At 65.0% G+C, this 26,817-nt stretch carries 25 protein-coding genes; 5 read left to right on the top strand and 20 right to left on the bottom strand.

Going from position 1 to position 26,817, the window contains the following annotated elements; genetic code table 11:
• The first annotated feature begins 254 nt into the window (after positions 1-254).
• Together QX121_RS09865 and QX121_RS09860 are read left to right on the top strand one after the other, a co-directional pair.
• Positions 255-758 (top strand): DUF1993 domain-containing protein, encoded by a 504-nt coding sequence (locus QX121_RS09865; protein WP_315811849.1) that lies wholly within the window; start codon positions 255-257, stop codon positions 756-758.
• A 159-nt stretch (positions 759-917) separates the two neighbouring features.
• Positions 918-2,015 carry an alkene reductase gene (locus QX121_RS09860; RefSeq protein WP_315811801.1) on the top strand — a complete coding sequence of 366 codons (1,098 nt, stop codon included), beginning with the start codon at positions 918-920 and terminating at the stop codon, positions 2,013-2,015.
• A gap of 174 nt (positions 2,016-2,189) precedes the next feature.
• On the opposite strand, the gene QX121_RS09855 is transcribed toward QX121_RS09860, so the two are convergent.
• The 3 genes from QX121_RS09855 to QX121_RS09845 all read right to left on the bottom strand — a co-directional run bounded on the left by QX121_RS09855 (position 2,190) and on the right by QX121_RS09845 (position 8,953).
• Positions 2,190-2,606 carry a hypothetical protein gene (locus QX121_RS09855; protein ID WP_315811848.1) on the bottom strand — a complete coding sequence of 139 codons (417 nt, stop codon included), beginning with the start codon at positions 2,604-2,606 and terminating at the stop codon, positions 2,190-2,192.
• Between the two features lie 491 nt (positions 2,607-3,097).
• On the bottom strand, positions 3,098-6,124 hold the full coding sequence (locus QX121_RS09850) for an autotransporter domain-containing protein (protein WP_315811800.1): 3,027 nt from the start codon (positions 6,122-6,124) through the stop codon (positions 3,098-3,100).
• 453 nt (positions 6,125-6,577) lie between these two features.
• Entirely contained in the window at positions 6,578-8,953 is a 2,376-nt protein-coding gene (locus QX121_RS09845) for a TonB-dependent receptor (RefSeq protein ID WP_315776118.1), read from the bottom strand.
• Between the two features lie 312 nt (positions 8,954-9,265).
• Between QX121_RS09845 and QX121_RS09840 the strand changes: the two genes are divergently transcribed.
• Entirely contained in the window at positions 9,266-9,901 is a 636-nt protein-coding gene (locus tag QX121_RS09840) for a response regulator transcription factor (protein WP_315811799.1), read from the top strand.
• Between the two features lie 127 nt (positions 9,902-10,028).
• On the opposite strand, the gene QX121_RS09835 is transcribed toward QX121_RS09840, so the two are convergent.
• The gene (locus tag QX121_RS09835) at positions 10,029-10,385 is read right to left on the bottom strand and encodes an EF-hand domain-containing protein (protein ID WP_315738719.1); all 357 of its coding nucleotides are present in this window, start codon (positions 10,383-10,385) and stop codon (positions 10,029-10,031) included.
• A 956-nt stretch (positions 10,386-11,341) separates the two neighbouring features.
• Between QX121_RS09835 and QX121_RS09830 the strand changes: the two genes are divergently transcribed.
• Together QX121_RS09830 and QX121_RS09825 are read left to right on the top strand one after the other, a co-directional pair.
• Positions 11,342-12,184, top strand: a complete 843-nt coding sequence (locus QX121_RS09830; protein ID WP_315811798.1) for a hypothetical protein — start codon at positions 11,342-11,344, stop codon at positions 12,182-12,184.
• A gap of 48 nt (positions 12,185-12,232) precedes the next feature.
• Positions 12,233-12,574: a hypothetical protein gene (locus QX121_RS09825; protein WP_315717331.1), complete on the top strand. Its 342-nt coding sequence runs from the start codon at positions 12,233-12,235 to the stop codon at positions 12,572-12,574.
• Positions 12,575-12,617: 43 nt separating this feature from the next.
• Here the strand turns inward: QX121_RS09825 and QX121_RS09820 are convergent, their stop codons facing one another.
• The 16 genes from QX121_RS09820 to QX121_RS09745 form a co-directional block, all read right to left on the bottom strand.
• A complete protein-coding gene (locus tag QX121_RS09820; protein ID WP_315811797.1) occupies positions 12,618-13,568 on the bottom strand; it encodes a TonB family protein in 951 nt (316 codons plus the stop codon).
• Positions 13,565-13,990 carry a TonB system transport protein ExbD gene (exbD, locus tag QX121_RS09815; protein WP_315776114.1) on the bottom strand — a complete coding sequence of 142 codons (426 nt, stop codon included), beginning with the start codon at positions 13,988-13,990 and terminating at the stop codon, positions 13,565-13,567. The genes QX121_RS09820 and exbD overlap by 4 nt, the downstream gene beginning before the upstream one ends.
• Before the next feature lie 3 nt (positions 13,991-13,993).
• Positions 13,994-14,770: a tonB-system energizer ExbB gene (gene exbB, locus QX121_RS09810; RefSeq protein ID WP_315811796.1), complete on the bottom strand. Its 777-nt coding sequence runs from the start codon at positions 14,768-14,770 to the stop codon at positions 13,994-13,996.
• Between the two features lie 334 nt (positions 14,771-15,104).
• Positions 15,105-16,847, bottom strand: a complete 1,743-nt coding sequence (locus tag QX121_RS09805) for an ABC transporter substrate-binding protein (protein WP_315738720.1) — start codon at positions 16,845-16,847, stop codon at positions 15,105-15,107.
• A 119-nt stretch (positions 16,848-16,966) separates the two neighbouring features.
• Positions 16,967-17,296: a DUF2160 domain-containing protein gene (locus tag QX121_RS09800; protein ID WP_315738392.1), complete on the bottom strand. Its 330-nt coding sequence runs from the start codon at positions 17,294-17,296 to the stop codon at positions 16,967-16,969.
• A gap of 187 nt (positions 17,297-17,483) precedes the next feature.
• Positions 17,484-18,290 carry a carbohydrate ABC transporter permease gene (locus QX121_RS09795; RefSeq protein WP_315811795.1) on the bottom strand — a complete coding sequence of 269 codons (807 nt, stop codon included), beginning with the start codon at positions 18,288-18,290 and terminating at the stop codon, positions 17,484-17,486.
• The gene (locus tag QX121_RS09790) at positions 18,290-19,192 is read right to left on the bottom strand and encodes a sugar ABC transporter permease (protein ID WP_315738394.1); all 903 of its coding nucleotides are present in this window, start codon (positions 19,190-19,192) and stop codon (positions 18,290-18,292) included. Before QX121_RS09790 ends, QX121_RS09795 begins: the two co-directional genes overlap by 1 nt.
• Before the next feature lie 3 nt (positions 19,193-19,195).
• On the bottom strand, positions 19,196-20,278 hold the full coding sequence (locus tag QX121_RS09785; RefSeq protein ID WP_315796813.1) for an ABC transporter ATP-binding protein: 1,083 nt from the start codon (positions 20,276-20,278) through the stop codon (positions 19,196-19,198).
• A gap of 12 nt (positions 20,279-20,290) precedes the next feature.
• A complete protein-coding gene (locus QX121_RS09780; RefSeq protein ID WP_315811794.1) occupies positions 20,291-21,373 on the bottom strand; it encodes an ABC transporter ATP-binding protein in 1,083 nt (360 codons plus the stop codon).
• Positions 21,370-22,923 carry a glycerol-3-phosphate dehydrogenase gene (gene glpD / locus QX121_RS09775; RefSeq protein ID WP_315811793.1) on the bottom strand — a complete coding sequence of 518 codons (1,554 nt, stop codon included), beginning with the start codon at positions 22,921-22,923 and terminating at the stop codon, positions 21,370-21,372. The genes QX121_RS09780 and glpD overlap by 4 nt, the downstream gene beginning before the upstream one ends.
• A gap of 153 nt (positions 22,924-23,076) precedes the next feature.
• Positions 23,077-23,910, bottom strand: coding sequence for a DeoR/GlpR family DNA-binding transcription regulator (locus QX121_RS09770; RefSeq protein ID WP_315773407.1), 834 nt, complete (start codon positions 23,908-23,910; stop codon positions 23,077-23,079).
• Between the two features lie 158 nt (positions 23,911-24,068).
• On the bottom strand, positions 24,069-24,260 hold the full coding sequence (locus QX121_RS09765; RefSeq protein WP_315738399.1) for a hypothetical protein: 192 nt from the start codon (positions 24,258-24,260) through the stop codon (positions 24,069-24,071).
• A 160-nt stretch (positions 24,261-24,420) separates the two neighbouring features.
• The gene (locus QX121_RS09760) at positions 24,421-24,663 is read right to left on the bottom strand and encodes a hypothetical protein (RefSeq protein ID WP_315738400.1); all 243 of its coding nucleotides are present in this window, start codon (positions 24,661-24,663) and stop codon (positions 24,421-24,423) included.
• A 369-nt stretch (positions 24,664-25,032) separates the two neighbouring features.
• A complete protein-coding gene (locus tag QX121_RS09755; RefSeq protein WP_315756980.1) occupies positions 25,033-25,461 on the bottom strand; it encodes an acyl-CoA thioesterase in 429 nt (142 codons plus the stop codon).
• 51 nt (positions 25,462-25,512) lie between these two features.
• Positions 25,513-26,136: a flavin reductase family protein gene (locus QX121_RS09750; protein ID WP_315776111.1), complete on the bottom strand. Its 624-nt coding sequence runs from the start codon at positions 26,134-26,136 to the stop codon at positions 25,513-25,515.
• Between the two features lie 65 nt (positions 26,137-26,201).
• Complete coding sequence (locus QX121_RS09745; RefSeq protein WP_315773451.1) at positions 26,202-26,810, bottom strand: TetR/AcrR family transcriptional regulator; 609 nt, start codon at positions 26,808-26,810, stop codon at positions 26,202-26,204.
• Positions 26,811-26,817 lie beyond the last annotated feature (7 nt).

Here is a 26,817-nt window from a genome sequence, read left to right as displayed (position 1 = left end):
TAGCGCCGATCTTCATCCTGACCATGTTCGGCCACGCAGGCTCGTCGTTCTCCACGACCTCGATCCGGCATTTCGTCCACGGCTTGGCGAAATCCTCTAGGGAACGCGTCCACAATCGCCGTGACCTCAGCGTGAACGACTGGAATGCACGGCGACCGCAAAACCAGAAAGATGCAGTTGCATTCTCTTGGACGCAGCCCCATCTCCGAGGGCGCGCGCTTTCGTCGCGACGTCTCCTGCCAAAAGAGAGCATCATGTCCTTTTACGATTCGACCGTGCCGGCCTACCTCCAGATCCTCGGCAGCCTGTCCAGCCTGCTCAGCAAGGCCGAGGCCCATTGCGAAGCCAAAAAGATCGCCCCCGAGGTCCTGCTCGGCGCGCGCCTGTATCCGGACATGCTGCCGCTCTCCAAACAGATCCAGCTCGCCTGCGACTTCGCCGCCAAAGGCTGCGCCCGGCTTTCCCACAGCGAGGTCCCGAGCACACCCGACACCGAGACGACGTTCGCCGAGCTTCGCCAGCGGCTTGCCAGAACCATCGATTACCTGAAGACGTTCCAGCCGGCGCAGTTCGAGGGAGCCGATAGCCGCGACGTGACCTTTCCAACCGGGGCCAACACCACCCAGACCTTGAAGGGGCAGGAGTTCGTCAACCGCGTCTCGTTTCCGAACTTCTATTTCCACGCTGCAATCGCGCACGGCATTCTCCGCCACAACGGCGTCGAAATCGGCAAGCGGGACTTCCTCGGGGTTGCCTGACCCCCTTTTGTTTTCTGCAGCAGGCTACCCAACGGACGGCTTGTTGCGGCGGCCCCGATCGCGCAGCTCGTTTGCGTCGGACGGATACCTCCTGGCATTGCGCTGTTCGCGGCAATGCACAATTGACCACAACCCCCTCCTCTCTCCTGGAAAGACCCGATGAGTGCATCCAAACTGTTCGAGCCGCATAAGCTCGGTCCGATCACCCTGGCCAATCGCGTCGTGATGGCGCCGCTGACCCGCAACCGCGCCGTGGACGGCCTCGCGCCGGGCCCGCTGACGGCCGAATATTACAGCCAGCGCGCCTCCGCCGGCCTGCTGATCTCCGAGGCCAGCCAGGTCTCGCAGCAGGGCCAAGGCTACCAGGACACGCCCGGCATCTATTCCAAGGAGCAGATCGCCGGCTGGCGCAAGGTGACCGACGCGGTGCACGCCAAGGGCGGCCGCATCTTCGTCCAGCTCTGGCACGTCGGCCGCATCTCCCATGTCTCGCTGCAGCCGAACGGCGGCGCCCCGGTCGCGCCCTCGGCGATTCCTGCCAAGACCAAGACCTTCGTCGGCGGCACCTTCACCGACGTCTCGACGCCGCGCGCGCTCGAGCTCAGTGAGATTCCCGGCATCGTCGCGGCGTTCAAGCAGGCCGCGCTCAATGCGATCGAGGCCGGCTTCGACGGCGTCGAGATCCACGGCGCCAACGGCTATCTGCTCGACCAGTTCGCCAAGGACGGCGCCAACAAGCGCACCGACGCCTATGGCGGGTCGATCGAGAACCGCGCAAAGCTGATGCTCGAGGTCGCCAAGGCCGTCTCGGAGGCGATCGGCGCCGACAAGACCGGCATCCGGCTGTCGCCGGTGACGCCCGCGAACGACATCTCCGATTCCAATCCGCAGGCGCTGTTCGACTACATCGTCGACCAGCTCGCGGCGCTGAAGCTCGTCTACATCCACGTCATCGAGGGTGCGACCGGCGGTCCGCGCGACGTCGCGCCGTTCGACTACGCGTCGCTGCGCAAGCGCTTCAAGGGCACCTATATCGCCAACAACGGCTACGACCTCGCGCTCGCCAACAAGCAGCTCGACGCCGGCGCCGCCGACCTGATCGCCTTCGGCCGCCCCTTCATCGCCAACCCCGACCTGGTCGAGCGCCTCAAGACCGGCGCCCCGCTCAACGAGCTCGACCGCGCCACGCTCTATGGTGGCGGCGAGAAGGGCTACACCGATTATCCAACGCTGAAAGCGGCGCAAGCGGCGGAGTAGTCGCCATCACGTAGGGTGGGCAAAGCAGCCGCCCGCAGGGCGGCCGCGTGCCCACCATGCCTCCGCGAGAGCGGAGGGAGTGGTGGGCACGGCGTACGAGAGGCCGCGCCTGTCGCGACATCTCGCTTCGCGCCTTTGCCCACCCTGCGCTTCTGCGATCCGGCACATCCCCACCTATATCATGCTGCCCGGCAGGAAGCACCGCACATCGATGCGCAGGCCCGTATTCAGCTCGCGATAATACACGGGCCATACCATCGTCCGGCCGGCGCGATTGGGCTCGGTCACCACAGCCTCTTCCGGAACGACCCACCATTGGCCTTCAATGCGAACACGGTAGCGGCCATCCTTCGTGTCCCAATCCGTGTCCGAGAGCGCGGTGCCATCCGCATCCGAGCAGCACGGCCCCTTGCCCGAACGCAAACTCTCGAACCAGCCCTTGAGCGGAGAATTGGCGTAACGCCCATCGAGATCGCGCGCCGCCGCATCGCCAAGCAGCAGAGAATACGCCCCCAGACTGCCGGCGAGAAGCAGGGCAGAGATTATCGCTCGTACCCAAGGAGGCACGTGGGGCCGGTGAACGGCATCCATCGATGACGTGATGATCGATACAAGACTTGAAGATCTACGGCTCACGTGCACCACCTCGCTGCTCGATACGATGCGCAATAGCTGGTCGGGTTCTGTGGCGGAAGTTCGTAGTTGACGGAGGCCGGCAGCAACTAATCGCGATGCTTCGCAAATTCCAGAAGCGCGCAGCGATCTCGTTCACGAGGTCAGCGGGATAATTGCCCAAAATCCAACGTGAGCAGACTCATCGACGATTCATACCGGCTGCGTAGGGTGGGCAAAGCAGCCGCCCGCAGGGCGGTCGCGTGCCCACCGTGCATCCGCGCAAGCGGAAGGAATGGTGGGCACGGCGCGCGGTGGAGTTGAGCTCGTGGCATGCAGTGTCGCACGCGCGCCTTTGCCCACCCTACGGCAGCGGAGACACGTCACGCCTTTGGTCAAGCAACGACAAGGCCGGGATTGCTCCCGGCCTTTGACGTCGTGCTTCGCAGGTCCTGCCCGAGGCAGCCGCTTCAGAACTCCGCGCGCACCTTCAGCAGCGCCGACTGCTCGAGATACTGGCTGCCGACCACGGCGTTGTAGCCCAGCGAGATCGACTGACGCTCGCCGAACGCCACCAGCTTGAGCGCGGCGCCCAGCTCGGCCAGGTTGCGCTCGGGCGACGGTCCGGCGGCGAGGAAGGTCGCGCTGCCGCCGGCAAAGCTTGCGGTCACGTTCTGCGCGGTGTTGCCGAACTCGTGCCGCCACGCCGCCAGCGTCTCCAGGCCGAAGCCGTAGGTCGAGGTGACCAGCAGCGGAACGGTCGAACGGAAGCCGAGGTTCGAACGCACCGAGTTGGTGGTCTGCCTGGCGATCGCGAGCGCGGCACCTGCGGTGCTGGTCTCGGTGTAGGCCTGCTGATCGAGATGGCCGTAGGTCACGCCGGCGAACGGCGTCAGCACGGCCTCGCCGAGCTTCACCGGGACACCGAACTCGCCACGCACCAGCGTAAGCCAGCCCTTGTGGCTGCCCGAGACGGTGTCGGTAAAGCCCGCGAAGTTGACGCGGCGCGTGGTGGTGTAGTCGACCAGCGCGATGCCTGCGGAGCCGTTGACGTACCAGGACGGCTGAACATAGGCGGCGTACACCGTGCCCTGATAGTGCTGCATGCCGACCGCATCGCCGGCGGCGGTCCGATCGTCGATGCTGCTGGTGGCGTAGCCAAACGCAGCACCGACGCGGAACGCATTGTCGATCCGCTGATCGATGCCGGCGACGAGGCCCCCGGTGTTGCCGCCGTAGCCGGCAACACCCGCCACGTCACGCTGCGAGGCATTGGTGCCGATCAGGCTGCCCCAGACGGTGCGCTCCGGCTCGGGCGCGATGGCCGACGCCAGCGGCGCCTTCACCGTCGGACGAGCCTTGGTCGGATGGAAGGCCATCAGCATCGAGGCGAGCGGATCGGCGTCGTCGGCGAACGCTGAGGCGACACGCGAATTGGGCGACGCGGCCGCCGCCGTCAGCCGGTTGTCGATCTGGTTCTGGAACAGCGATGCGGTGCTGAGCGGCACCTGGACCTGGGCGCCGTTGACGAGCGGACGCAACTGATCGCCGGCGCCGCGCACCTCCCGGTCGGTGCTGAGGCTCTGCACCGCGCCGCCGAGCGCCTGCAGCTGCGCATTGCTGCCGTTGTAGCCAAGCAGGCCGTTGAGCGCGGCAAGGCTGCTGGGCGAGATGCCGGCAATGGTCGCGGGCGACCGCACGGACGCGTTCAGCAGCAGAGCCCCCGTCGAGGTATCGGCAGTGAAGCCGACCAGCGCGCTGGAGAAATCGACGCCGAGCGGCGTCGCCGACACCGCCGTCGCGACACGGTAGAAGTCGCCATTGCGCACGATGCCCTGAAGCGTCGGCGCAACCGTCCCCGCGCCGGCGAAGGTCACCGCGCCGGTGATGTTGCCGATCTTCGTCGACGGCGCTGCCGCGGTGCCGCCCGACCCGAAGATCGTCGTGCGCAACACCGCGCCATCGACGAGCTGCACGCCGGCCCCGCCGCTCATGGTGACCTGCGACTTCATCAGGTCGAGCATGCCGAAATTGACGATGCTGGCGAGGCTGGTCACGCCGTCGAGCGTCAGCGAATTGCTGCCGAGGCCGCTCTGCGCGACGACGTTGCCGCTGAAGCCGGTGCCCTTCAGCAGGATGGTATTGGTCGCACCATCCTGGTCGTTGATAATGATGTCGCCGCCGAGCGCGCCGGTGTTAACCAGATTGAAGGTGCGCGCGCCGAAAAACGTCGCCGCCTGGGTGGTGCTGGCGGCGCAGAGCGGATCGGTCGTGTTCGCGCCCGCCGTCGGACAGGCATTGCCGTTGACGTCCGTGCCCGAGCCGGAGCTGCTATAGGTGCCCGCGACGGTGCCTGCGATCGCCTTCGCAAACGAGCCGCGCGAGGCGCTCTGGTCGACCGAGATCGATCCCGAGATCGTGCCGCTGTTGGCGATGTCGTGCTCGCCCGAGCCCAGATAGAGGTTGCCCTGGATCAGGCCGGCATTGCTGATGACGCTGTCGCGCGGGCCCGAGTTCGAGCCGCTGCCGGTCAGCGGGAGGGTCGATCCCGCCGCAAGCCCCGCGGCCGTGGTCAGCGGATTGGTGTCGAGCGCCAGGATATCGCCCTTGATCACGCCGCCGGCAGTGTTGGTCAGCGTCAGCGCCTTGGTTTCGGTCACCGTCACGTTGCCGCCGGCGTCGAACTTGTAGAGCGGCGAATCCGGATTGCTGCCGGGGATCGTATCGAACTCGGCGCCGGCGAAGGCGCCGATGGCCCAGTGCCCATCATAGAAGCGGCTCGCCGCCGTCCAGCTGGTGTTGGCGATGGTGCCGGAGTTGGTGATCGTGGTGTCGGCCCGGCCGTAATAGGCGGCGGCATAGTTGCCGGTCGCCGAGATCGTGCCGCCGGCGCGGTTGTTCACCACGAAGCTGTTGGTGTTGTCGTCGGAATACAGCGCCGAGATGATGGCGAGGTTGGTGCCGTTGTAGCGGCCCGTCGCGGTCGCACCGACCGAAACGCTCAGCTTGGTGGGATCGAACGCGCCGAAGAAATTCTGGGTGGCGGCGAGCGTCCCGGTGTTGTTGACGGTGAACCTGTTGACCTGGCTGTCGGCGACGATGACGTGAAGCCGGCCAGCGCTGAGCTGGCTGGTGGTGAGGCTGAGCCAGCCGGCGTTGTTGATGACGACGTTGTTGACGGCCGGATCCTCGGCATTGGAAAAATTGGCCGCGATCATGCCGCGATCGGCCAGACCGGCCTGGGTGTTGGTGGTGAGATTGCGAACGGCCGTCGAATCCAGCGTGACAATCGTCGTCGGCGGATTGGGATTGTAGCCGGTCACCGGAAAGGCCGGGTTTGCCGGCGTATAGGAATTGCTGCCGCTCGAGGGCGTCGCCGTCGCCGCAGCGGCGTCGTACACGGTGATTGCCGTGCTGATGGTCCCGCTACAGGTGACGGTGACGCCTGGCGTCGTACATTCGGCCCTTGCCTCGCCGGCGACCATCCATGTCGACAACAGTACGAAACTTGCGGCAGCTGCCTCGCTGCGCCTTCTATTCTTTGACTTCACCTGACGCCCCACGTTACGCAATACGCGGCTTCTTGTTGATGACCGATTGTATCGAAACGTTGGCAGGAACCAGCAAAGCGAAAGTTTCTAGGAACGAACGGGACATTATCAAACTAACAACCGAATTAGTCCCGCAACGCCAGGACTAATTATCATCATCCGCTTCATTTGAAACACCACTCCTCCGCCAGATCTGAAATTTTGACGACAAGGACGGCGGACCGCTCCACCGTGGAGGACAGCGCAGAGATGAACTCGCGCTCCCGGTTCCGACACCTGCTGGCTCCGATCAACAAATGAAAAGGCCGGGATTTCTCCCGGCCTTCTTGCCACGGTGGGGGGGGCTGCCGTGGCGCGGCGCGGATGCGCCTATGGTGGCTGGTCGTCCGCCCCTGAGGCTCAGAACTTCGCCCGGATGCCGGCATAGGCCGCGAGCGGCATTCCCGGAACCATGCTGCGCGGATCGTTCAACGCGAACGCCGTTCCGCCGCCGGCGGTGTTGAAGCCGGCCGGATCGAACACGGTTCCTGCCGAATAATAGCGCTGATTGAACAGGTTCTGGATCAGGCCGAACACCTCGACGTTCTTGGTCACCTGATAGGACGTGTTGACGTTCACGACCCAATAGGCCGGGACCTTCGGATAGACGTTGGTCTCGTCGTGAAGCAGGTACTGGCTGCCGACATAGTTGACGCTGGCGCCCACCTTCCAGGCGTCGGTCACGGCATATTCCGCTCCGAGCTTCAGGCGATGCGCCGGAATGCCGGGAATGTGGTTGCCGGAGACGACGCCGACCGGCACCCGGAGGAACGGATCGTTGACGTCGAAGGCGCTGCGGAAGGTGGCGTCGATGAAGGTGTAGTTGGCGTAGGCGGTCCACCGGTTCCAGGCCAGGTCGACCTTGGCCTCGACACCCTGGCGCAGGGTGGTGCCGGCGTTCTTGAAATAGCCGCGCACCGGGTTGAGCGGATCGACCACCTGCAGGATGTCGTCGGAATTCTCGGTACGGAACAGGCTGAGGCCCCAGCGCAGCCGCCAGCCGTCATCGACCGCCACCGATTTGATCGGCGCCTTGCGGTAGGCCGGCAGGTCGGCAGCGTAGGCCGAGCGGCCGCCGGAAATCTCGCCGCGCAGGCCGCCTTCGACCGTGCGCGACACCACCTGCTTGAGCGGCGGATCGGCGATCAGGAAGTTGTCGATCAGGCAGGGATTGGCCGGATCGGAGCAGCCGAGCTCGAGCGGGGTCGGCGCGCGGTTGGCTTCGGAGTAGCCGGCATAAGCGGTCATATCAGGCGTGATCTTGTAGGTCAGGCCGACCACCGGGTTGAAGCGCTGAAAGTTGTTGTTGCTGTTCAGGAGTGGCGCGAAGCCGGTCTGGTCGCGCAGGTTGATCTGCGCCCAGTTGAAGCGGCCGCCGGCCGTCAGCGCCAGCTGCGAGGTGATGTCGAAGGTGTTGGTCGCGTAGACGCCGAGATAGGTGTTCTTGGCATTCAGGTTGACCGGAGCAAGGCCGGCGTTGGGCTGGTCGATATAGACGCCGAGGCCGGTGACGAACAGGTTGTTGTCGAGGGTGCCGAGCTCGGAGGTCGCCTGGAAGTTGGTGTTGCCGTGATCGACGCTGGCGCCGACGACGAAATGGTTGTCATGACCGAATAGCTGCGTGGTCGAGGTCGCCTGCAGCGAGCCACCATAGCTGTCGGTCTTGACCGTGTTGCGGTCGATCTGGCCGAGCGCCGCATCGGCGGCCAGCGTGTTGGCGGTTGGGCCGTTGCGGTTGATGTCCCACGGGGTCCCGGCGGCGTCCTCAAGGACGAACACGCCGCCGCCGTCCTGCACTTCGGTGCCATTGCCGTCGACGCGCGCCGACTTGTAGTTACGATAATAGCCGTTGGCCTGGATCGACAGCGTGTCGGTCGGTGTCCACTTCGCGCTCGCCTGCACCATCTGCATCTGCAGATGCAGCGATTGCGGCCAAGTATAGACGCTGGACCAGCGCTGGTTCAACATCTCGATCGGCGTCGCGGCCACCGAGCCGAGCTTGTTGTCGGCGCCGGTGAAGGACAGGTGGAATTCGGTATTGTCGCCGCGCGCGCCGAAATCGGCATACATGCGCCGGATCTGCGAGGCCGACGAGTAGTCGCGCCAGCCGCGGTCATAGGCGCCCTCCGCCGCGATATAGGCCGAATAGGTGCCGTTGTTCCAGCCGTATTGCGCGCCCGACTGGACCCGGCCGAACGATCCGCCGAACAGCTGGGCTTCTCCGCCCTGGTAGGTGAAGCCGTTCTTCATCTCGATCGACATGGCCCCGCCGGTGGCGTTGAGGCCGAACAGCGGGTTGTTCGGCATCAGCGTCATGCGCGCAATCGCCATTTCCGGGATCAGGTCCCAGTTCACGACGTCGCCGAAGGCCTCGTTGATGCGGGTGCCGTTCTGGTAGACGGCGATGCCCTGCGGCGTCCCGAGCACGGGCGAGGCAGTCTGACCGCGATAATTCAAGTCGCGCTGGAACGCGTTCCCGGTCTGGTCGCTGAGCGAGACCCCGGGCACCGATTGCAGGATGCTGTCGAGCAGCGTCGGCGCGCGGCTGTGGTCGAGCTCCCGCGCCCCGATGGTTTCGACATTGGAAGGAATCTTGTCCTTCGCGATCTCGCTGCCCTGAACGGGCGAGACGCCGACCACCTCGATGGTCTGCAGGGTTTGCTGCGCGAACGCAGCCGTAGGCAGCAACGCACACGTCGCGAGAAGCGCGCTCTTCAGCGCCGACAGTCTGGTCAAGACGTCCCCCAGTTTCTTGTCGACCGGTTCCGGCAACAGCCCACGCCCCTGAGCCTTTACCCGCACCAGAACCGGCCGATTTACCTGTTTACGAACGTTAACATTCGTAAACAGCCCTCCAGTTCGTCGCAACGGGCAATATTCTTTGGGACCTAGGGACAATCTTCCCGGATCCGGAAAGTGGCGATCAATTCGCCGAGCTATCTCCCAGCCTCGGCCGCACTGTTGCACCCGATCCTGGTTTGCAAGGGAACTCACATGGTAGAGGAAGCATCGGCGCCGTCGGCGCCATAAGGGCAAGACCTTCATCGGATGTATCGCGTTCTGCTCGTCGATGACCACCCGGTCGTGATCACGGCCTGCCGCTGGCTGCTGAACGAAGCCGGGATCCGCTCGCTGTCCGAGGCACACGATGCCGAGAGCGGGTACCAAGCCTATATCCGCGACCGGCCGGACGTCGCGATCGTCGATCTGCGTCTACAGGGACGGGAACTCGGCGGAATCAGTCTGATCGAACGCATGCGGTCGCACGATCCCCGCGCCCGAATCCTGGTCTTCAGCATGCACGCCGATCCGCGTATCGTCCGCTCCGCGATCGACGCCGGCGCCAACGGCTATTTGCTCAAGGACGCCCCGCCGCACGAGCTGCCAAAGGCATTGGAACAGGTTCGAACCGGCGGCACCTATCTCGACCCGCAGCTCGCCACCCGCATCGCCCTGCTCCGCGCCGATCCGGACGGCATGGCGACCGCGGCATTGACCCCGCGCGAGCGCCAGGCACTTGCGCTGCTGGCTCAGGCGAAATCCTATCAGGCGATAGCCGACCATCTCGGCATCAGCTACAAGACCGTCATCAACCTGACCTACCGGCTGCGACAGAAGCTCGGGGCGCGCAGCCTGCCCGACCTGGTTCGTCTCGCAGTGGAAATGTCCCGCCCAAGCATGTGAGAGCCAATCGCCGTCCCTGCCGGCCCGCCACGAGCATCCGCCTGAAAGGCGAGGGCCTGCGACGGTCTCCCATCACAGGCCCTCGAGCTCATATCTGTGTCGCGTCGGTCCAGTGCGGACCGATGTCTCACTTCAGCAGCTTGGCCACCGACTTCAGCTCCTTGGAATCGAGCGTGCCGTCATGGTCAGGATCGGCCGCCTTGAAGCGGCCTTCCACCAGCGCGAGATACTCGTCCTTGGTCAGCGTGCCGTCATTGTCGGGATCAGCGGCCTTGAGATCCTTGGCCGAAACGCGGCCGCGCAGCTCCTTGGCGTCGAGCGTGCCGTCGTGGTCGCGATCGAGACGATCGAACAGTGCGCCGGCGGCCGTGCGGACCTCGTTCATGTCGGCGGTGCCGTCCTTGTCGGGGTCGATCGAGGTCAGCAGCTTGGAAGGGGCCGGTGCACTGACAGCGATCGTCGACGTGCCGACGATTGCTGTCATGCCGACGGCAGCGGCCGTCATCATCAGTTTCCAATTCATCGAATTGATCCTTTGTCTCCGCCGTCCGGGGGGCGGCGATGAAGGGCACGAAAACAACGTATGCGAGCGTCGGCGGTTCACCGGCAACGCGCCACACATCACTTTGACCTATGGGAGGCCTTGTCATTTCGCAAGTGCAAGAACGCGACGCCCGGGAAATTCCCGCAAGAGCGTCGGGACTAGAACCTCGGTCCGTGCAGGAAATATCTCCCCGGACGGTCGCGACGCGGACCGCTATCGTGGTCGAAGACACCTCCTCCTGCCTCGGCCCGGGCATTGGCGACGTGGCGTCCGCGCTTGGCGACATGCCTTGCGGTTCTGGCACCGCTCCCCGATGACGCCTGTCGGACTTGCCCAACCTGACCTCTCTTGCCGGCCTGGGTTTGATTCCACCACGCTTCCAACTGGTCCCGCAGCGACTCCTCCGCGAAGGCGCGTCCATCCGGCAGCAGCGTGGACAGAAGGAGTGTGAGCACCAGTCCGAGCCGCATCGGCTGAGCGGACAAGCGGCGACGATGACCGGGTGTGTGAAGCACGGGCGTGTCCATTCTCTGGCTGATCCGGCGATCAGCAATGCATGCTGCAGCACATGTTTTCCTCGCTCTATGACTTCAATGTGTTTGCAACACGCCACATTCATCGCCGCCCTGAGATTCACTCGCGAAATGGCCGCCATATTGTCCCGGTCAAAATGTCCCGTTCGACTTGCCAAAACATCCCTATTCCTCATCGAAGCAGGAAGGGCCGGAGCAATTGCGGCATTCAACGACTGATCGTTTCCCGATCGCGTCATCTTTCAGCCGACGGGCCCGCATGTTTTCGCCCCGCCGACTCGTTAGCTCATCAGTTGAAGGGAGCGCGGGGACATGCAGCCGAACGGCATCGCCAGGAGTGCAAGAAGACGATCGCGATTGTACATGGCTGCCGGTGCTCTCGTTCTCGCGCCGTTCGGTGCAGCGGCCGAGGAGATCCAGGGCAATGACCCCGCCTCGCCCGGACATTTCCAGGTCGAACAGCGCTTCGGCTATCTGACAACCTTCAATCCGCAACAGAACGGCGGACGCCGCGTGCCGCAGCGTGCGGTCACCGGCGAGACCGAGATCGGCTACTCGCCAACCGAATGGTACGAGATCGCGTTGACCTCGCCTTACGCCTTTGCCCGCACCAATGTGCCGATGGCGCTGGGCAACGTGATGGACAATGGCGTGCCCGGCTATTCATTCCAGTCCGGCGGCGTCACCATTCGCCAGACCTTCATCCAGGGCGACCGGCTTGAGCGCACCGTCTTCCTCGGCCTGGTGTCACGCACCATCCTGGCGCCGCAGGGCGGCCTGACGCCAGACCTGTGGGTCGCCAACAAGGCCGGAGCCGGCCAGCCCGGCGCGCCGCGCTTCGTGCAGGAGGCCACGCCGCGGGTGGCGCAGATGTTCACGCCGATCATCGGCGTCAACCTGCCCAACGACTATCAGCTCATCTTCAACGCCAACATGACCTTCGGCATCGACGGCGCCGGCTCGGCCTTCGAGCCCTCGGTGCGCGTCGTCAAGCGCCTCAGCGATCGCTGGACCATCGGTATCGAGCACTTCTCCAATCTCGGACCGTTCGGCTACATCCTGCCCTGGAATCAGCAGATGCAGACGCTCTACGCAGTCGCCGACACCCGCTTCAAGGGCTTCGAGCTCAGCTTCGGCGTCGGCTACGGCCTGACCAACGCCTCGCGCGGCCTTGCCGTCAAGACCAGCATCGGCAAGGATTTCTGATCCGCGCGCCTTCATCCCATGACCAATCATAAGAAAAGGACACTCGTCATGCGTCGCCTCGTCACTGCCTGCGCGCTTCTCATGCTTGCCGGCTCCGCCGCGTCCGCCGAGGACGGCCCGCGCTTCCTCAATCGCACCGGCCAGACCATCGTGAAAATGTACCTGGCGGCCGCCGGCACCAAAACCTGGGGCGCCGACCAGTGCAAGAACGACGACGAGGGCGAGGTCGACCACAATGAGCGCATGACGCTGGTCGGCGTGAAGTCCGGCCGCTACGACATCAAGCTGTCCGAAAAGGGCGGCCGCACCTGCGTCGCCAAGAACATCGAACTCAAGGAAGGCGCGCAGTTCGTCGTGCGCGATACGGATCTGACCGAGTGCAGCAAATAAGCGGCACGCGGCGGCACCGATATCGCCCTGGATGGCGCCGCGTTCAGCGCGGCCTCAGATGGAGGGGGACCGTGCGCGAGACCTGCGCCTGAGCCATCGCCGGCGGAAAGCGCGGGAACGGCGCGGCGCGTTCGATGATGCCCATCGCCGCGCGGTCCAGCGCCGGCGAGCCCGAGCTTCCAGCGAGCCGTCGCGACAGCAGCCGTCCGTTGCGATCGATCACGACGTTCAGCATGACGGTGCCGCTCGCGCCATTGCCGTCGGAGGGATAGGCTGCGGCGCGGCGGATCTGCGCCACCACCTCGGCGTTCCAACTGGCCTGGCCCTCGCGCGCCCCGACGCTGTCCTCGCCGGGATTGGGCGCCGACGCGACACGTGAAGGCCGGGCCGCCGGCGCCGCAGCCGGCTTCGGCGGTGCGGGCTTCCTCTCGGCCCTCTCCTTCGTCTCCTTCGTCTCCTTCTTCTCCACTGGCTTGCGCTCGACACGCTCGGGAACGGGCTTCGGCTCCGGCGGTATCGCCTCGATCGGTTTCGGTGGTGGCGGCGGCGGCAAAATGACATCGTCTGCACGCGGCGGCTCGGGCGCGAGCGCGACCTGTGGCGCGGGCTCCGGCGAGGGAATGACATCCGGCACCGGCTCCGGCTGCGCCATGACCTGCGGCTCCGGCTCGGAGGGAGCCGGCGGGACAGGCTCAGCGACGGCCTCGCGCGCGACCGGGTCGTCCTTCACCGGCTCGTCCTTCGGCGGCTCCACCGGCGGCGGCTCGGACGCCGGCGCATCCTGCGCCGTCGGCGCCGGCTCGCTCACCACCGCCGGGGTGAACACGACGTCGAAGGCCGGCGCCTGGGCACGTCCCTGCGGCGCGGGACGCAGCAGCAGATAGCCGACGGCGAGCCCGACATGCAGCCCGCCCACCACCAGCGCGGCGATGGTCCACAGCGTCCGCTCCCGGCGCTGCTCGTATTCGAACGGATCGAGCGTGAGGACGCTCACTGCGCGCCCCGGTCTTCCAGGGCGACGAGCGCCACCTTGGTGTAGCCGGCACGGCGCAGCGTGTTCATCAGCGCCATCACCTCGCCATAGGGCAGCGTCTGATCGGCGCGCAGCAGCACGCGCTGCTCGTGATCGGACTTGGTGGCGGCATCGAGCGAGGCGGCGATGTCGGGCTGCGCCACGCTCTGGTCGCCAACGGCGAGCGAGCGGTCGGCCTTGAAGGTGACGAAGACCGGCGTCTCCGCGCGCGGCTGCGGCTCGGCCGAGATCGCCGGCAGGTTGACCGGGACGTCGACAGTGGCGAGCGGCGCGGCGACCATGAAGATGATCAAGAGCACCAGCATGACGTCGATGAACGGCGTCACGTTGATGTCGTGCGTCTCCTCGAACTCGTCGGGGCGCCGGGCAAGCTTGACGGCCATGGCTCACTCCGCCGGATTGGCGATCGACAGCAGCGGCGCGTCGACCGCGCGGATGGCGCTGCGCCGCGTTTCGGCGGGCCCCGCGTGCTGCCGGTCGAGATCACGGCTGAGCAGGCGCATGACCGCCACCGATGCATCGGCGATGACGGCGCGATAGCCGCCGGTGGCGCGCGCGAACAGGTTGTAGATCACGACCGCGGGAATCGCGGCGGCGAGGCCGAAGGCGGTCGCGAGCAGCGCTTCCGCAATGCCCGGCGCCACCACCGCGAGGTTGGTCGTATGGGCATGCGAGATGCCGATGAAGCTGTTCATGATGCCCCAGACGGTGCCGAACAGGCCGACGAACGGCCCGACCGCGCCGACCGTGGCGAGAATGCCGATGCCGCGGCCGATGCGCGCCACCGCCGCCGCCTCGATCCGCTCGAACTGCCAGGAGACACGCTCCTTGATGCCATCGGCGGGGAGGCCACGCGACTTGTCGATTTCGTCATCGGCGACGGCCAGCAGCCGGCCGACCACACCGTCGTCGGCGGAAATGCGTCCCGTCGCATCCGACAGCGCGCGCGCGGCCATCGCGATGCCGAGCGCGCTGCGCGAGGTACGCAGTGCCGCGCGGAGTTGGATCGTCTTCACCACCAGAACGGTCCAGGTTGCGACTGAAGCCAGCGCCAGCCCGATCATCACCGCCTTCACGACGATGTCGGCCTGCATGAACATGGTCCAGGGCGACAACGCCTCCGGCAGCGTGCTCGCGATATTGGCGATGTGCGCCTGATCCATGGCCGTACTCCCTCGGTGGCCCCGTGGTTGGTGATCACGATCCCGGCGTGGATCGCATGGGGCCATGCCGGATCGTGTCGAGGCCTTGTTGTTTCGTGTCGTTGGGGCAAAGTCACGGCGAAGATCGCGACAATCCCGATCGTCAAAGAGTGCCGCCTGTCCCCACCGGCTTCAAGGCATTTGCTGCGTGGAAGTTGTCCTATGCGACCCGGGAATAATTCCCGAATGGAACGGGAAGCCCCTCACCTCTGGGCCAAAAGAAAAGGCCGGGATTGCTCCCGGCCTTCGTGATGGGATTGCCGGTCGAGCCGGACGACGACTTCAGAGCGTGGGCTCACTTCGCCTCTGCGCGCTTCGGCGGGGTCGCCGGCCACGACTTGATCAGGGTGTCGTAGTCGATCGTCTCGCCCTTCGGCTTCTCGTTCGCGAGCTTGCGCTGCGGAGCGATGTTGCCGTCCTTGGCCGACTTGTTGAACCAGAACTCGGCCGATTCCTTCTTGTTCAGCTTCGGACCGCATTCGCCCTGGACCTTGGATTTCTCGAGACGCTCGAGGACGGAGTCCTGGGCGGCTGCGAGCGCATCCATCGCGGCCTGCGGCGTCTTCGCACCGGACGACGCATCGCCGATGTTCTGCCACCACAGTTGCGCCAGCTTCGGATAGTCGGGCACGTTGTTGCCGGTCGGGGTCCACTGCACGCGCGCGGGCGAGCGGTAGAACTCGACGAGGCCGCCGAGCTTCGGCGCACGCTCGGTGAACGACTTGTCCCAGATGTCGGATTCACGGATGAAGGTGAGACCGACATGGCTCTTCTTCAAGCTGACCGTCTTGGAGACGATGAACTGCAGGTACAGCCAGGCGGCCTTGCGGCGATCCGGCGGGGTCGACTTCAGCAGCGTGAGCGAGCCCGCGTCCTGATAGCCGAGCTTCATGCCTTCCTTCCAATAGGCGCCGTGCGGCGACGGAGCCATGCGCCACTTCGGCGTGCCGTCAGCGTTCACGACCGGCAGACCCGGCTTCACCATGTCGGCGGTGAAGGCGGTGTACCAGAAGATCTGCTGGGCGACGTTGCCCTGCGCGGGCACCGGGCCGGCCTCGGAGAAGGTCATGCCCTGCGCCTGCGGCGGCGCGTACTTCTTCATCCAGTCGAGATATTTGGTGATCGAGTAGACCGCCGCCGGACCGTTGGTGTCGCCACCGCGCTCGACCGAGGAGCCGACCGGACGGCAGCCTTCCATGCGGATGCCCCATTCGTCGACCGGCAGGCCGTTCGGGATGCCCTTGTCGCCGTTGCCGGCCATCGACAGCCAAGCGTCGGTGAAGCGCCAGCCGAGCGAGGGATCCTTCTTGCCATAGTCCATGTGGCCATAGACCTTGACGCCGTTGATCTCCTTGATGTCGTTGGTGAAGAACTCGGCGATGTCCTCATAGGCCGACCAGTTCACGGGCACGCCGAGGTCGTAGCCATACTTGGCCTTGAACTTGGCCTTGTAGTCCGGATTGGTGAACCAGTCGTAGCGGAACCAATAGAGGTTCGCGAACTGCTGGTCGGGCAGCTGATAGAGCTTGCCGTCCGGAGCGGTCGTGAACGACTTGCCGATGAAGTCGTTGACGTCGAGATAGGGGTCGGTGACGTCCTTGCCCTCACCCTTCATGTAGTCCGACAGCGCGATGGTCTGGCCGTAGCGGAAGTGGGTGCCGATCAGGTCGGAGTCGTTGATCCAGCCGTCATAGACGTTCTTGCCGGACTGCATCTGGGTCTGCAGCTTCTCGACGACGTCACCTTCCTGGATGATGTCGTGCTTGAGCTTGATGCCGGTGATCTCGCTGAACGCCTTGGCTAGCGTCTTGGCTTCGTACTCATGCGTGGTGATGGTCTCGGAGACGACGTTGATCTCCATGCCCTTGAAGGGCTCGGCGGCCTTGGCCAGCCACTGCAGCTCCTTCAGCTGCTCCTCTTTCGAGAGCGTCGAGGGCTGGAATTCGCTGTCGATCCACTTCTGGATCGTGGCGTCGTCGGCAAGCGCCGGCACGGACAGCGTCATGGTCGCGGCGAACAGCGCGGCAGCGCTGGTCATCGCGAGATAGCTTGCCTTGGTCAGGTGATGCTTCCTAGGTTTCAAGTGTCGCATGCTTTCCTCCTTGAGCGACGTATCCAGGTCCGGGTTGCCCCCGGATCTGCCCTTCCTCGCCTGCCTCAGACGGTGCGAAAGATCGCAACGGCGGATGCAAGCGAAATTGCGGTCGCGAGCCACAGGCTCGAAACCTCAAAACTGTCCTCGCCGACCGGCAGGGTCGCGATCGTGTCGGTGCCGACAAGCCCGATCCAGACGAGGTGAATGACGGCGGCCGAGATCAGCGAGATGAACAGGCGGTCGCCGCGCGTGGTCGGAATGCGCAGCACGCCGACGCGCTCGGCCTCGGGATAGCGCGCGGCGAGTAGCGTCATGACGCCAAGGGTGCAGGCCAGCGCGGCGAAGAAGATCGCCGTCGGCGCAGTCCAGGCCATCCATGCGATGCTGTCCATGGCTATCAGCTCCAGGCGATAATGCACCCCCTCCCCCGCTTGTGGGGGAGGGTTGGGGTGGGGGCGCCGCGAGTCCGACTGCCCAAGAGGAGAGATGCCCCCACCCGTATCGCATCTGGCGATGCGATACGGCCTCCCCCGCAAGCGGGGGAGGCGGAACGGAGGCCGTCGCGGATCGTCTGCATCATCACACCCGCCCCAGCGCGAAGCCGCGCGCGATGTAGTTTCGGACGAACCAGATGACGAGTGCGCCCGGGATGATGGTCAGCACGCCGGCAGCCGCGAGCAGGCCCCAATCCATGCCGGACGCCGACACGGTCCGGGTCATCACCGCCGAGATCGGCTTGGCATAGACCGAGGTCAGCGTGCGCGCGAGCAGCAGCTCGACCCAGGAGAACATGAAGCAGAAGAAGGCGGCGACGCCGATGCCGCTGGCGATCAGCGGCACCAGGATCTTCACGAAGAAGCGCGGGAACGAATAGCCGTCGAGGAACGCGGTCTCGTCGATCTCACGCGGGACCGAGGACACGAAGCCCTCGAGAATCCAGACCGCGAGCGGAACGTTGAAGATGCAATGCGCGAGCGCGACCGCCCAGGGCGTATCGAACAGGCCGATCGCGGAATAGAGGTTGAAGAACGGCAGCGCGTAGACGGCGGCCGGCGCCATGCGGTTGGACAGCAGCCAGAAGAACAAATGCTTGTCGCCGAGAAAGCGGTAGCGCGAGAACGCGTAGGCCGCCGGCAGCGCCACCAGGATCGAGATCACTGTGTTGATGATCACGTATTTCAGCGAGTTGATGTAGCCGGAATACCAGCTCTCGTCGGTGAAGATGCGCATGTAGTTGGCCAGCGTCGGCTGATGCGGCCAGAGCGTCATCGTTGTGACGATCTCGTTGTTGGTCTTGAAGCTCATGTTGACGAGCCAGTAGATCGGCAACAGCAGGAAGACCAGGAACAGCGAGATGATGATGCGACGGCCCGGAATGGTGTTCATCACGCGCCCCCCTTCACCGGCCGGCGCTCGGCGCCGGCATTGGTCATGATGGTGTAGAACACCCAGCACACGATGAGGATGATCAGATTGTAGACCAGCGATAGCGCCGCCGCCTTGCCGAGGTCGAACTGGCCGAGCGCGATCTTGACGAGCTCGATCGAGATGAAGGTCGTCGAATTGCCCGGTCCGCCGCCGGTGACGACGAACGGCTCGGTGTAGATCATGAAGCTGTCCATGAAGCGCAGCAGCACGGCGATCAGCAGCACGCGATGCATCTTTGGCAGCTGGATTGCGGTAAACACCGCCCAGCGCGAGGCGCCGTCGATCTGCGCAGCCTGATAATAGGCGTCGGGGATCGACTTCAGGCCGGCATAGCACAGCAGCGCCACCAGGCTGGTCCAGTGCCACACGTCCATCACGATGACGGTGGCCCAGGCATCGAGATCGTTGGACACGTAATTGTAGTCGATGCCTACGCTCGTCAACGCATAGCCAAGCAGGCCGATGTCGGGACGGCCGAAAATCTGCCAGATGGTGCCGACCACATTCCACGGAATCAAGAGCGGCAGCGCCAGCACGACGAGGCAGAAGGCCACGGTCCACCCGCCCCGCGGCATCGACAGCGCCACGACGATTCCGAGCGGAACCTCGATGGCCAGGATCGCGAGTGAGAAGATCAGGTTGCGCCCGAGCGAGGCGAGGAAGCGGCCGCCGAGATCGGTCGAGGGATCGAGCAGCTCCTTGAACCAGCCGACACCGTTCCAGAAGAACTGGTTGTTGCCGAACGTGTCCTGCATCGAATAGTTCACCACCGTCATCAGCGGCAGGATGGCGGAGAACGCCACCAGCAGGAACACCGGCAGCACCAGGAACCAGGCCTTGTTGTTGATGGTCTTGTCCATCACTCAGGCTCCCTCGACGAGACGGCTGTCGGCGTAGACATGGACATAGGCTGGATTGAACTTCAGCCCGATCGCCGAGCCCTGCGGCGAGAAGCCGGCCGGCAGTCGCGCGGCGAACTTGACGTCGCCGACACGAACGCGCGCGAAGCGGATGCGGCCGAGATCGTCGACGCGCTCGATATTGGCATCGAGCAGGCCGGGTCCGGGCTGAGCGACATCGACGAATTCCGGACGGACGCCGATCTCGATCTTGGCTCCGGCCGGCAACGCGTCGTAGCTGCGCGCCAGCGTCAGGGTGTGACCGTCGATGCGGGCTTCACGTCCTTTCACCTCGGCCGAGAGGATGTTCATGCCGGGCGAGCCGATGAAATAGCCCACGAACGTATGCGCGGGCTTGTCGAACAGCTCGGCCGGCGTGCCGCTCTGCACGACGCGGCCGTCATGCATCACGACGACGGTGTCGGCGAAGGTCAGCGCCTCGGTCTGATCGTGGGTGACGTAGATCATCGTCAGGTCGAGCTCGCGATGCAGCGCCTTCAGCTTGGAGCGCAGCTGCCATTTCAGCTCGGGATCGATCACGGTCAGCGGCTCGTCGAACAAGACGGCGGCGACGTCGGAGCGCACCAGGCCGCGGCCGAGCGAGATCTTCTGCTTGGCGTCGGCGGTCAAGCGCGTGGCCTTGCGGTTGAGGTACGGTGTGAGATCGAGCAGACGCGCGATCTCTGCAACGCGCTTGTCGATCTCGGCCCTTGGCACGCCGCGGTTCTTCAGAGGAAACGCAAGATTTTCGCCCACCGTCATCGTGTCGTAGATGACCGGAAACTGGAACACCTGCGCGATGTTGCGTTCGCGGGTCGAGGCTTTGGTGATGTCCTTGCCGTCGAACAGGATCTTGCCGTGCGAGGGCGTCAGGATGCCGGAGATCAGGTTGAGCAGCGTGGTCTTTCCGCAGCCGGACGGGCCGAGCAGCGCATAGGCGCCGCCCTGACGCCAGGTCATCGTCACCGGCTTCAGCGCATAGCTTTCGATATCGCCGCTGTTACCGTTATAGGCGTGGGCGAGATCGACGAGGTCAATGCGGGCCATGCGGCATCTCCCTCAGATCGCCGGCGCCGCGACCAGACGGTCGCCGGCGTCGAACACGAACACATTGGCAGGATCGAGTACGGCGTCGAGGACCTCGCCGGGCTCGTATTCATGGACGCCGTGCAGCACCGCGACCCAGTTCATGCCGTCGCGCGTCAGATGCACGAAGCTCTCCGATCCCGTGATCTCGGTGACCGAGACGGTCGCGGGAAAGGCATGGCGGCCGTGGCTGCCGTCGCCTTTGCCAAGCCCGAGCTGATGCGGGCGAAAGCCGACGCGATAGGCGCCGTCCGGCAGAGCGGCATAGAGGCCGACCGCCGGCGCCTTGACCCCGCCGGCATACTCCACGCTCTCGCCGCGCTTCTGGATCTCGACCGTGTTCATCGGCGGATCCGAGAACACCTGGCCGACACGTAAGGTGTCGGGTCGGCGATACACGGCCGCGGTATCGCCGGCCTGCAGCGCCTGCCCTTCCCACATGCAGATGGTGCGGCCGCCGAGCAGCAGCGCCTCCGAGGGCTCGGTGGTGGCATAGACGAAGATTGCGCCGGATGCCTCGAAGATGCGCGGCAGCTCGGTCCGCAGCTCCTCGCGCAGCTTGTAGTCGAGATTGGCGAGCGGCTCGTCCAGCAGCACGAGGTCCGCACCCTTCACCAGTGCGCGCGCAATCGCCGTGCGCTGCTGCTGGCCGCCGGAGAGCTGCAGCGGCGTGCGCTTCAGATAGGGCTCGAGCCGCAGCAGCCGGGCCGCTTCCGCCACGCGCTTCTCGATCTCCTGGCGCGACTTGCCTTGCACGCGCAGCGGCGAGGCGATGTTCTCATAGACCGAGAGCGAGGGATAGTTGATGAACTGCTGATAGACCATCGCGACCGAGCGCTGCCGCACGTCGGCGCAGGTGACGTCCTTGCCGTCGACCAGCACCCGCCCCGTGGTCGGCCGGTCGAGGCCGGCGAGCAGTCGCATGATCGAGGTCTTGCCGGACAGCGTCGGCCCGAGCAGCACGCTCAGCGTGCCGCGCTGCAACGTCAGCGAGACGTCGCGAATGGTGGTCACGCCGTCGACGATTCGGGAGACGTGATCGAGCGTGACGCTCATGCGCGCCCTCCCGCCTCACGCGCCGGCACGGCGGAGCGCTCGCGATTGGCTGTGATCCACGCATCGAGCGCGGCGATCTCAGCCGCCGACATCCGCAACCCCAGCTTCGATCGACGCCACACGATGTCCTCGGCCGTCAACGCCCACTCGTTCGTCATCAGGTACCTGACTTCACGCTCCGTCAAGGTGCCACCGAAATCCTGGCCGAGATCGGCCGAAGATGTCGCACCGGCGAGCATGGCCGCAGCCCGCGTGCCATAGGCATGGGCGATCCGCTTCGCATGTGCATCCGACAGGAACGGATAGGTCTTGCGGAGATCCGCAATCAACGGCGCAACGGCCGAAACCTTCATGTCGCCGCCGGGCAGCGGCGCCTTGCCGGTCCACCCCTCCTCCGCCTTGCCACCTTTCACATAGGGCGCGAGACGCTCCAGCGCCTCTTCCGACAGGCGCCGGTAGGTGGTGATCTTGCCGCCATAGATCGACAGCAGCGGCAAGCCGCCGGGCGTATCGAGCTCGAACACGTAGTCGCGGGTCGCCGCCTTGGCCTCGCTGGCGCCATCGTCATAGAGCGGACGCACGCCGGAATAGCTCCAGACCACGTCGGCCGGCGTCACCGGCTTGGCGAGATATTCGCCGAGCGCGGCGCAGAGATAGGCGATCTCCTCGTCGGTCGCCTTCACCTTGGCCGGATCGCCCTGATAGTCGCGATCGGTGGTGCCGATCAGCGTGAAATCCTGCTGATAGGGAATGGCGAAGATGATGCGGCCGTCGGCGTTCTGGAAGATGTAGGCGCGGTCGTGGTCATAGAGCTTGCGCACCACGATGTGTGACCCCTGCACCAGCCGCACTTTCGCTTTCGCATTGACGCCGGCGCCGATCGCCAGCACCTGCTCGACCCAGGGACCGGCGGCATTGACCAGCGCGCGCGCCTTGATGGTCTCGCGCTCGGCGGTCTGCGTGTTCTCGGTGGTGACCAGCCAATGGCTGCCATCCTGCCGGATTTCGATCGCGCGCGTGCGGGTGCGGATGACGGCGCCGCGGTCGACGGCATCGCGCGCGGTCAGCACGACCAGACGCGCATCGTCGACGAAGCAGTCGGAATATTCGAAGCCCTTGCTGTAGCGCCCGGGGATCAAGGGGCGGCCGACCTCGTCGCTGCGCAGGTTCACCGACCGCGTCGGCGGCAGCAGCTTGCGGCCGCCGAGATGATCATAGAGGAACAGGCCGAGGCGCAGCAGCCAGGCCGGGCGCAGGCCGGAATGATGCGGCAGCACGAAACGCAACGGGCGGATGATGTGGGGCGCGATCTGCCACAGGATTTCGCGCTCGATCAGCGCCTCGCGAACCAGCCGGAACTCGTAATATTCGAGGTAGCGCAGGCCGCCATGCACGAGCTTGGTGGACCAGGACGAGGTTCCGCTCGCCAGATCGTTCATTTCACAAAGGAAAACGGAATTTCCGCGTCCGGCCGCATCGCGCGCGATGCCGCAACCGTTCACGCCGCCTCCGATAATGGCGAGGTCGTAGATCCGCTCCAACAGACGCATCCCCCGGCAATCGCCTTGACTGTGGCGATTTCACTTTCGGTTTCGAGTTAAACACAAACGAAAGTGAAAGCAAATCGAAATTCGCATGTTGGGCCGCGATTGGGCAAAACCTGCCCAAACCGGGATCAAGGAGCCTGCGAGAGTGGCGGAAAGTCAGGCGCGGCGGAGCACGGCGGACCCCGCCGTTTCGGTTGCCTCCGCGGCGTCGTCGGCGTCGGCGGCGGGCATCGCCGAGACCACCTCGATGCCGCGGCTATGGCAGAGGCTGGCCAGTCCGTCCGGCAGTGGCCGGTCGGTGACGAAGGTCTGGATCTGGCTGAGATGGGCGATGCGCACCGGCGCGCTGCGATGAAGCTTGGTGGAATCGGCGACCAGCATCACGCTGCGGGCATTGGCGATGATGGCCTGGGCGACCTGCACCTCGCGATAGTCGAAGTCGAGCAGCGCGCCCTCCTCGTCGATCGCGGATGCGCCGATGATCGCGTAGTCGACCTTGAACTGGCCGATCAGCTGCGTCGCCGTCGATCCGATCACGCCGCCATCCGAGCGCCGCACCGTGCCGCCGGCCACGATCACCTCGATGCGCGGATGCGGATAGAGCAGCATCGCGACGTTGAGATTGTTGGTGATGACGAGCAGGTCCTGGTGCGACGACAGGGCGCTCGCCACCTCCTCCGTCGTGGTGCCGATGTTGATGAAGAGCGAGGAGCCGTTCGGAATCCGCGCGGCGGCGACCGCGCCGATCGCCTTCTTCTCGTCGGCAGCGACGAAGCGCCGCGCCTCGTAGGCGAGATTCTCGACGCCGGAGGCGATGATGGCGCCGCCATGGATGCGCGTCAGCGCGCGCTGCTCGCACAGATCATTGAGGTCCTTGCGGATGGTCTGGGCCGAGACTTCGAAGCGGCGCGCGAGATCCTCCACCATGACGCGGCCGGAGGCGCGGGCGATGTTAAGGATGTCGGTCTGGCGTTGGGAAAGGACGGCCATGGCAAGCTTTCAGGACAAGCTGCACCATGGTGATGCTGATCGAGTCAAGCGTCAATCGGCGAAGCATTGGGCGCATCGCAGCAATCGCCGGCTCGGAGCACGTCCGGCGCGGCACGGTCCGGCTGACGTGCGCCGGCGGCCGCGTGCGCCAAGCTCGCTCAGGCGGCTGCGCTCAGCTCGCCGGTCACGAGCCGAAGCGCGGCGCGTTCGGCTTCGCGGGCATTGCGAAACACCTGGCCCTCGAGGGCATTGAAGCGGTGGGACGCCGCGAAGAAGCGGAAGCCGCCACGATCGCGGACGACGATCCCTGCCGCCTGGGAGCTGACCTCGATGATATAGGTGTCGGACATTGCGAAATCCCGTCGTTCATTCCGGGGCGTATAACGGAGCTCTATGACGAACGTTCCGGTCCTGGAGCCGCCGGCTATCCGATCTGCATGCCAACAGGAAATTGTGTGGATGTTATGTTGGCTGCGCTGCACGCGCCTTCGCCGTCACGACACGGCCGAATCAGCGTGGATCATTCGGGACGAGCGTCGGCCTGCGCAGCGACGCATCGGCCCCGCCGATGCGGTCGTGATGCTGACCGAGCAACTGATAGATGGTGCGCAGATCCTTCAACACCTCGACTTGATCTTCACGAAACGCACTGAGCTGATTTTCGTAGACGCAAATCCTGCGCTCGGCGTGGAGAAGCCGCTGCTGCAGCTTCTTCAGGACCTGCAAGATCAGTTTCTCGTCGACGTCCGACATGGACTTCCTCCCACCCTGTTCGCGCACCGCGCCCCGCCATTTCCCTGTGCCGGCAATTTTTTCCGGCTGGCCCTTTTGGCCTTGTTGATCGGAAGCGGACTACCAACCTCGATGCCCGTCCGATGCGCCACTCGAAGCGCGCAATGAGGCAGAGACGCGGCATCGCACCTCCAAGCAACCAGAACTTGCAAATATCGTAAACACGCCTGCCCTGTGGACAAGACCTACATCGCGCGAGATTGATCGGCACAGACGCCGCAAACGCGTGCTCGAATGAACGCGCGCCGCCGGATCACGGTTCCTATGCCGAGCAAGTGGCATATGCCGGGCATTAACTGATGTTATTTTGGCGGGAGACCAAGATTGCGATCAGGCCGTGGTCGCCCCGTCGCGCCGAATCGGCTGCGGCCGGCCGTCGTCGTCGATCGAGACGTAGGTGAAGTTGCCGTCGGTGACGAGGATCGGCTGCTCCTCCTTCCGGCGCAGCACCCAGGCTTCGAGACGCACCGTCATCGAGGTGCGGCCGACGCGGACGAGATGCGCATAGACCGAAACGAGATCGCCGACATAGACCGCCTTGCGAAAGTTCATCGCCTCGATCGCGACCGTCACCGTGCGCGACTTCGCGACCTTGGCGGCGTACACGCCGCCGCCGACGTCCATCTGGCTGAGCAGCCAGCCGCCGAAGATGTCGCCATTGGCATTGGTGTCGGCCGGCATCGCCAGAGTGCGGATGCAGAGATCGCCGCGGGGCTCGGTCGGCGCGGACAGCGCGGCATGGACGGTCGCTTCGGTCACGTCGGATGGTCTCCAATTGCGGGAGCGTTCAAGAGGCGTCGAGCAAGGCCGTCAGTCGGGCCTCGCCATTTCGAACATCGCCTCCTGCATGATCTCGAAATAGTCGCCGCGACGGCCGGCGCGGACGATCGGATGCGCCAGCGCAGTCTGATAGACCCCGTCCTTGATCAGCGTCTTGTCGATATGCACGCCGACCACCTCGCCGAGCGTCAGCCAGGCCTGCGCCTTGGCGCCATCGGCGCCCTGCAGCTGGATGATCTGCGTCACCTTGCACTCGAACGCGACAGGGCTTTCGCCGACGCGCGGCACATTGACGAACTTGCACGGCACCGGCGTCACGCCCGCAAGCTTGAACTCGTCGACCTCGCGCGCGACATGCGCGGCGGTCGCATTCATCTGCGTGGCCAGGCCGCGCGTCACCAGGTTCCAGACGAACTCGCCGGTGTCCTGGATGTTGGCGACCGAGTCCTTCCACTGCGTCGAGGAGAAGCCGATGATCGGCGGGGTGTAGTTGAAGGCGTTGAAAAAGCTGTAGGGGGCGAGATTGACGTGACCGTCCGGATCGCGCGACGAGATCCAGCCGATCGGACGGGGGGCGACGATGGCATTGAAGGGATCGTGGCGGAGGCCGTGGCCGTTCTTCGGTTCGTAGAAATGCAGATCCCGTTCGGTCACGCCGTCGTCCCTTCCGTCATTGCGGGGAGCGCAAGCGACGAAGCTTCGCTCGAATGACGGCGAACTTAGCTTGCAGCGCCCCTGGAACCAAGCCCTGCCAGCACGAAATCGATCATCTCGTCGACCGTCGGGCCCGGCTTGGTCGCGCATTGCGCGATCATCTGCGGATGGAAGAAGCGCATCATCGCGGTCGTCGCACATTTTGCCGCCAGCGGCAGGTCGGTGACGGCGAATTCGCCGGAGGCCGCGCCCTGCCCGATCACGCGGCCGATGATCTCGGTGATCAGCAGCATGTGCGCCTCGCAGACGTCCCAGCTCTCCTCCATCGCCACCGCGACCATCTCGTGCAGCTTGTTGTCGCCGACATAGCGCTCGGTGTTCATGCGATGAATGGTGCCGAGCAGCTCGCGCAGCCGTGGCGCCGCAGGCCCCGCCCGCTCCGCGATCGCGATGGCAGCCGCCTCGACCTGCGCCATCAGCGTGCGGGCGACCCCCCGGTGGATCGCCTTCTTGGAATCGAAGAACCGGTAGACATTCGCCGGGCTCATGCGGAGCTCCTTGGCGATGTCGGCGACGGTCGTCTTCTGGTAGCCGATCTGTCGAAACAGACGCTCAGCAACGACGAGAATGCGTTCGTGCGTATCGGATTCGATATGGTCGGAAACCAGGGTCATCATGCCT

Source organism: Bradyrhizobium sp. SZCCHNR2028 (assembly GCF_032380995.1).
GTDB lineage: Bacteria > Pseudomonadota > Alphaproteobacteria > Rhizobiales > Xanthobacteraceae > Bradyrhizobium.
Note: the sequence above shows the minus strand (reverse complement) of the source record. Positions and strands in the feature narration are given on the sequence as shown.

Bases quoted from the DNA above. Each gene is read 5' to 3' on its own strand.
- QX121_RS09865 (WP_315811849.1), top strand. From the start codon at position 255: ATGTCCTTTTACGATTCGACCGTGCCGGCCTACCTCCAGATCCTCGGC.
- QX121_RS09860 (WP_315811801.1), top strand. From the start codon at position 918: ATGAGTGCATCCAAACTGTTCGAGCCGCATAAGCTCGGTCCGATCACC.
- QX121_RS09855 (WP_315811848.1), bottom strand. From the start codon at position 2,606: ATGGATGCCGTTCACCGGCCCCACGTGCCTCCTTGGGTACGAGCGATA.
- QX121_RS09840 (WP_315811799.1), top strand. From the start codon at position 9,266: ATGTATCGCGTTCTGCTCGTCGATGACCACCCGGTCGTGATCACGGCC.
- QX121_RS09835 (WP_315738719.1), bottom strand. From the start codon at position 10,385: ATGACAGCAATCGTCGGCACGTCGACGATCGCTGTCAGTGCACCGGCC.
- QX121_RS09830 (WP_315811798.1), top strand. From the start codon at position 11,342: ATGGCTGCCGGTGCTCTCGTTCTCGCGCCGTTCGGTGCAGCGGCCGAG.
- QX121_RS09825 (WP_315717331.1), top strand. From the start codon at position 12,233: ATGCGTCGCCTCGTCACTGCCTGCGCGCTTCTCATGCTTGCCGGCTCC.
- exbD (WP_315776114.1), bottom strand. From the start codon at position 13,990: ATGGCCGTCAAGCTTGCCCGGCGCCCCGACGAGTTCGAGGAGACGCAC.
- exbB (WP_315811796.1), bottom strand. From the start codon at position 14,770: ATGGATCAGGCGCACATCGCCAATATCGCGAGCACGCTGCCGGAGGCG.
- QX121_RS09805 (WP_315738720.1), bottom strand. From the start codon at position 16,847: ATGACCAGCGCTGCCGCGCTGTTCGCCGCGACCATGACGCTGTCCGTG.
- QX121_RS09800 (WP_315738392.1), bottom strand. From the start codon at position 17,296: ATGGACAGCATCGCATGGATGGCCTGGACTGCGCCGACGGCGATCTTC.
- QX121_RS09795 (WP_315811795.1), bottom strand. From the start codon at position 18,290: ATGAACACCATTCCGGGCCGTCGCATCATCATCTCGCTGTTCCTGGTC.
- QX121_RS09790 (WP_315738394.1), bottom strand. From the start codon at position 19,192: ATGGACAAGACCATCAACAACAAGGCCTGGTTCCTGGTGCTGCCGGTG.
- QX121_RS09785 (WP_315796813.1), bottom strand. From the start codon at position 20,278: ATGGCCCGCATTGACCTCGTCGATCTCGCCCACGCCTATAACGGTAAC.
- QX121_RS09780 (WP_315811794.1), bottom strand. From the start codon at position 21,373: ATGAGCGTCACGCTCGATCACGTCTCCCGAATCGTCGACGGCGTGACC.
- glpD (WP_315811793.1), bottom strand. From the start codon at position 22,923: ATGCGTCTGTTGGAGCGGATCTACGACCTCGCCATTATCGGAGGCGGC.
- QX121_RS09770 (WP_315773407.1), bottom strand. From the start codon at position 23,910: ATGGCCGTCCTTTCCCAACGCCAGACCGACATCCTTAACATCGCCCGC.
- QX121_RS09765 (WP_315738399.1), bottom strand. From the start codon at position 24,260: ATGTCCGACACCTATATCATCGAGGTCAGCTCCCAGGCGGCAGGGATC.
- QX121_RS09760 (WP_315738400.1), bottom strand. From the start codon at position 24,663: ATGTCGGACGTCGACGAGAAACTGATCTTGCAGGTCCTGAAGAAGCTG.
- QX121_RS09745 (WP_315773451.1), bottom strand. From the start codon at position 26,810: ATGACCCTGGTTTCCGACCATATCGAATCCGATACGCACGAACGCATT.